Source organism: Cellulomonas bogoriensis 69B4 = DSM 16987 (assembly GCF_000767165.1).
GTDB lineage: Bacteria > Actinomycetota > Actinomycetes > Actinomycetales > Cellulomonadaceae > Actinotalea > Actinotalea bogoriensis.
This window is the reverse complement of record NZ_AXCZ01000173.1, coordinates 1-5,719: the sequence shown is the minus strand read 5'-3', so window position 1 is coordinate 5,719 and position 5,719 is coordinate 1. Positions and strand designations below refer to the sequence as shown.

2 protein-coding genes are annotated in these 5,719 nt (G+C 64.6%); both read left to right on the top strand.

The window, feature by feature from the left end; all coding sequences use genetic code 11:
- The first annotated feature begins 94 nt into the window (after positions 1-94).
- A complete protein-coding gene (locus tag N869_RS16640; protein WP_052105512.1) occupies positions 95-1,354 on the top strand; it encodes a tyrosine-type recombinase/integrase in 1,260 nt (419 codons plus the stop codon).
- A gap of 99 nt (positions 1,355-1,453) precedes the next feature.
- The gene (locus tag N869_RS12430) at positions 1,454-5,629 is read left to right on the top strand and encodes an NACHT domain-containing protein (protein WP_156968531.1); all 4,176 of its coding nucleotides are present in this window, start codon (positions 1,454-1,456) and stop codon (positions 5,627-5,629) included.
- Positions 5,630-5,719 lie beyond the last annotated feature (90 nt).

Sequence of the window (5,719 nt, the reverse complement as noted above, 5' to 3'; positions counted from 1 at the left end):
TCCCGCCACCTCCACCTCTGTGACCCGCGGAAACGCAGCTCATGTTGACAAGAAGGTAGCCATCCGTTGACACGGACGGCTACCTTCTTGTGTTGTGGCGAGCATTCGGGAGCGTCGGCGAGCCGATGGGACGCGCTCGTTCGCCGTGTTGTGGCCCGATCCGGACACCGGGCGGCAGACATCGCTGACGTACGACGACGAGCGGGACGCTCGGGTGGCGCGGGAGCTGATCGAGGCGGCCGGCGGACGGGCCGACGAGGCCGCGCGGATCGCCGAGGCGGTGCGGAAGCCCGGGCCGACTGTCGAGGCGGCGATCACTGAGCACATCGGCCTGCTGACCGGGGTCGGGGCCGATACGCGGTTGCACTACCTCGGGCAGTTGCGTGCGCACATCGCGCCCGGGCTCGGATCGCTGCCGGTCTCCGCGATGGCCTACCGGCACGTGGCCGGCTGGGTGCGCGCGATGACGGAGAAGGGCCTGTCCCCCAAGACGGTCGCGAACGTGCACGGGCTGCTGTCAGCGGCGATGACGACGGCGGTGCGGCTCGGCTATCGGGCAGACAACCCGTGTGTAGGAGTGGAGCTGCCAAAGTCGGTGGCGACGCGCGACGAGATGGCGGTGCTGACGCGCGACGAGTTCAGGCTGCTGCTCCCGAAGGAGTCTCCGCACTACCAACCGCTGGTGTTCATCCTTGTGGCGACCGGGCTGCGGTGGGGAGAGCCGAACGCGCCGACGGCCGGTGACGTCGACTCGGCCGCATGGCCGGCGACAGTGCGCGTGGCGAAGGCGTGGAAGCGGGACGCGAACCGGCACTGGCACGTAGGCCCACCGAAGACGAAGCGGGCACGGCGAACGGGGTCACTGCCGGACGAGCTCGTGGACGTGCCGCTACCCCTCGTTCCGGGCAAGGCCCTCGATCAGCTGCTGGTCACGGACGCCGTCGACTCGCAGCTGCCGTCATCGCACTTCTGGACGACCACGTGGGCGCCGGCGCTCAATGCCACGAGCAGCCCCGTCCTCGCCGATGGCACCCCCGATACCTGCGCACCGCATCTGAAGAAGCGCCCGCTCGTGCACGACTTCCGCCACACCCTCGGCTCGTCTATGGTCCCCTCCGCGACGGACCTGTTCGCCCTTCAACGACGGCTGGGCCACGAGTCGATCACACCCACGAAGCAGACCTGCGCCCACCTCCGCCCCGCCCGGCAGCGCGCCGCCTGTGGCCCGGCCGGAAGGACTCTCAAGGTCTCATGTAAAACCCCACGTCGAGCCGTAATGACTCTGAAGGCGCCAGAGCCCACAAGAAAGCAGGACGCCGCCAGGCGTCGGCCAACGTGTGATCGGGTTCAGTGAGGCAGATGGAAGATAAAGGTGCGCGCCAGACGGTCGCTAGAGATGACTCACGAGCGATAAGGGAAAACAACGATGAGTGCCGCTCCCAGCTTGCCCGACGTGGACTTCCGCCGAATCCGACCCTACGGGTCGCCAGCTTCGCGAGCCGGCGCTTTCGAAGAAGTGGCATCTATTATTATCCGCAACAGCCTGGTCTCATGGCCCGAAGGAACCGCCTTCTGCCGGTTTGGGAACCCGGACGGTGGACGCGAAGGAAAGGGCGTCCTGCCGAACGGGGAGGTTTGGGCCTGGCAGGCCAAGTACCTATTCGAACTCGGCCAGAGCGAACTCAAACAGGTGCACGAATCCGTGGTTCGTGCCCTCGAAACCGAACCCAACCTCAGCAGGCTCTACATTGCATTGCCCTACGATCTGCCTGCGGGCGACGTCGACAAGCCAAAGGCTAGGCTCGAGTCCGCATACACGAAATGGGCGAAGAAGAAGGCCGAATGGGAGGCGCTCACGGCGGATCGCGAGATGAGCGTTGACTTTATCTACGTCGGCGCCCACGAATTCGTGAGCGAACTGACTAAGCCCGAGAATGCGGGCCGGCTGCGGTACTGGTTCGAATCATCAGCCCTTTCGCCGGAGAGCCTGAACCGACGACTGTCCGATGTCATCCTCAAGGCCGGTCGCCGATACACGCCCAAGCTCCACGTCGAGGTGGAAGCCGTGCACGCGCTCGAAGCCCTCGGTCGCACAGACCACTACGTGCGTCGCGTCCGGGTAGCGCTCGCAAGTCTACGCGAGGCGGGCACCGAAGGCTGGTACCCACCCAAGGGCGACGAAGAAGCCTTCGCGGACAGCATCCGGGCATGCAGAAACGCGCTCGTTCGCGCCGAGACCGCAATGCAGCAATTCCTGGACGCGGTGACAGGAGCCGGGCCGCTGCCCGACATCATCGAGACGGTTCGGGCAGTTCACCCGGCTGCGACCGCCGTGCACCGACTCCTGCAGGCCCGTCACCTCAGCGAGGGCCGCTACTACCGCGAGCAGGCCGGGTGGCTATACGGCACCTACATCAAGACCCGCGACGCTTGCTTGGGCGCCTTGTCCCTGCTGGAGTCCGTCGATACCCGCGCTGCACAGGATGGCCGAATTCTGATGACCGGCCGTGCTGGCGTCGGCAAGACCCACCTCTTCTGCGACGTCGCCTCACACCGCGTCGCGGCCGGGCGCCCCACGGTGATCACGCTCGGTCAGGACTTCGAAACTGGCAAGCCACTCCTCGCGCAGATTGGTGGCCTCGCCCAAATCGACGGGACCCTCGACGAGGTCCTGCGCGTCCTCGACGCCGCCGGCGAAGCTGCTGGCTGCTCAGCCATGCTCATGATCGACGCCGTCAACGAGGGAACTCAGCCCGAACGCTGGGTCGACGACCTTCGCGTCCTGGCCGGTTCCGTCGACCGCTACCCGAACGTCGTTCTGGCAGTCTCATGCCGCACCGAGTTTGTAGAACCAGTCATCGGCGATGCTCATGGATTCCCCCGACTTGAGCACCGAGGCTTCTCGGAGGCGACCAGCGAAGCTGTGGACCGGTACACGAAGGAGTACAACCTCGAACGTCTCACGTTCCCCATCCTAAACCCCGAGTACGGGAACCCGTTGTTCCTAAAACTTGCCTGCGAGGCGCTCTCAACCCTCGGTCAGAACCGATTCGCCCTAGGAACCGCAGGACTCACCACAGTCTTCGATGCTTTTCTCGAGGCGGTTAACAAGCGCCTGTCCGGCCCTTCCAGGTGCGATTACGACCACGCAAGCAACCTGGTAGAAGCCGCGGTACGCAGACTAGCCGAAACCGGCCCGGGGCCCTACCCGCGCTCTGATGCTGTCGCCATCACCGAGGCGCTGCTTCCGGGTCGCACATGGTCGACGAGTCTTCTTCTTGGGCTCCTTCGAGAGGGCGTCTTAATGAACACCTACGACGACCATTTGACGTTCAGCTATCAGCGTCTCGCGGACGTCTCCCGGGCGGCAATTCTTGCCGAACGGAAGGCGCCGGGGCTGACGGCTTGGTTTCAGAGCCTTGGAAGCAGGAGTTGGGCCGAGCGCGGCACACTCGGAGCGCTCGCCGTCCTCGCGCCCGAGGTGGTTGGCGAGGAGATCATCGACCTGTTCAAGGACGAAGGCACCGGTGCAACTGGGTCTGAGGTCATAGACGCCTTCATCGAGAGCATTGTGCTGCGCTCCCCGTTGCACTTAACCGACCGGGCCGTCCGGATCGTGGAGAAGCTGGTCGGTCTTGATGAGTGGGCCCCGCGGATCTGGGAGCGGCTCGTGCGGATCGCCTGCGTTCCCGATCACCGTCTCAACGCCAACTGGACACACCAGGTTCTCATGGCTCAGGACCTCGCGGTGCGAGATCTCTCCTGGTCTGAGTGGCTCATCGGACCTACCGACGAGCAGAGCTACGAGGGTGAGAACGCTGTTGCCCTTCTGCTCGACTGGGGGTGGCCGAAGGACCCCCACGCCGATTCGGGCAAGTTGCCGGACGATGTCGCACACCTGGCGACGCTCATCCTCGGCTGGATGCTCGCCACTCCGGACCGCAGAGTCCGCGACCAAGCGACCAAAGCCCTGGTGAGCGTGGGCGACCGTGGACCCAGCGGATTCGCTTTGGGTTTAGCCGAGTTCGCCGGATGCAACGACCCCTACGTCATCGAGCGCCTCGCATCCGCAGCATGCGCGGTGGGCCTGCGCGCCGCCGAACCCATGACGTGCGTCACAGTTGCAGACGCCGCAGCTGCGATGGTTGCGGGCAATTGGCCCAAGAACCTCCTGACGCGCGACTATCTCCGGAGAACATCAGCTATTGCCCGCGCCCACGGCTGGGACGGTCCCGAGTGGCTGCCACCCTACGGCGCCGTCTGGCCGCCGGACGCGAAGACCTACGAAGAGATTGAGGAGATGGACTCAGCACCCGACTACCGCTACGCCTCTATCTGGGGGTCAGTGAAGGGGCCGCACGGTGACTTCGGCAAGTACATCGTCGAGCCAGCCATCGACCATTTTGACGTTGCAAACGAGAAAGAACTGCGTCGTCTCGTAGAACGAGTCATCTTCACCCGCGTTCTCGAGATGGGCTGGAACCCGGAGCAGTTCGACGATGTCGAATACGGACGGCGCGGTGGGCACGATGGTCCCGTCGAGCGCTACGGCAAAAAGTACCAGTGGATTGCTTTCTATGAAGTCCTCGGACAACTTGCGGACAATTTCCAACTCAGGGAACGGTGGAGCGGCAACGGCCAGCCGTTCCCCTACGCACATGCGGAACAGATCGTGTGGCGCGACATCGACCCTACGGTCCTTATCCGCGGTGACGCCCTGGACCCAGGCGAGAGTGAGAGCGCCTGGTTTGCACCCGTCGCCGCCACGTTCCCAGACGAGGTCGCAAAAGACTATCCGGAGGACCTCGAGGGCGTGCCTGACCCAATGGACCTCATCACCCTTTCATCGCCGGAAGGCACCCATTGGCTCTCACTGGTCAGGCACGACAGCTGGACCCAAGTGCATCTCCCCGAGATCAGGGTACTGAAAGTCCCCAGTTTGAGTGTTTGGGTGCAGATCCGCGGCTACCTCCTCGCGTCCACAGACGTCCCCGCCGTTCGGGCCTGGGTTGAAGGCTTGAACGGCGACGGGGAGGGCTGGGATGGCCGCTGGATGGCAGAGAACGCAGAGGTGCACTCCCGGCTCCTCGGCGCCTTCCCGGGTTCTCCGGATTGGGACTGGGCCGACGGGAACGCAGAACCACGGTCCCCCGGCGACCGCATCATCCCGGCCGATCTGTATCAACCAGTAGCGTGGTACGGCGGAACGGGCACCGACCGCGACGCCGCAGGCACCGACGAACCCACCGGATTTGTCCCTTCCAGAATGCTCTTCGACCTCTTAGAACTCCACCCTGGACACGACTTTAGGTGGACCGACAAGAACGGGCTTGCCGTCCAGGACCCATCAGCCGGGATGAACGAGGCCTCCACCCTGGTTCTGCGTCGAGACCTGACAGACCGCCTCGCTGACGCCGGCTTCAGTCTGTTCTGGACCGTCTTGCTCAACAAGCAGAGAAATGACCACACTTACGGCCGAGGGGACGATGACTACCGGTGGGTCAGCGCCAGCGCCTCATACGTGGTTGAGGGCAGCACGGTCGAGCTCATCGCATCGAATGCTTGGAGCTGCAAGCCCGGCGAGGGGCGCTCCTCGCCAATCACGTGGAAGCTCAAGACCTCCGAATGAGTCCCGCGCGGGTTTCGCGGCCGCGAAGCTCGCGACCTGACTCGAGCGCCGCGAGTTGCGTCCCCGGTAGTGGTGTAGCGCCGGGACCGT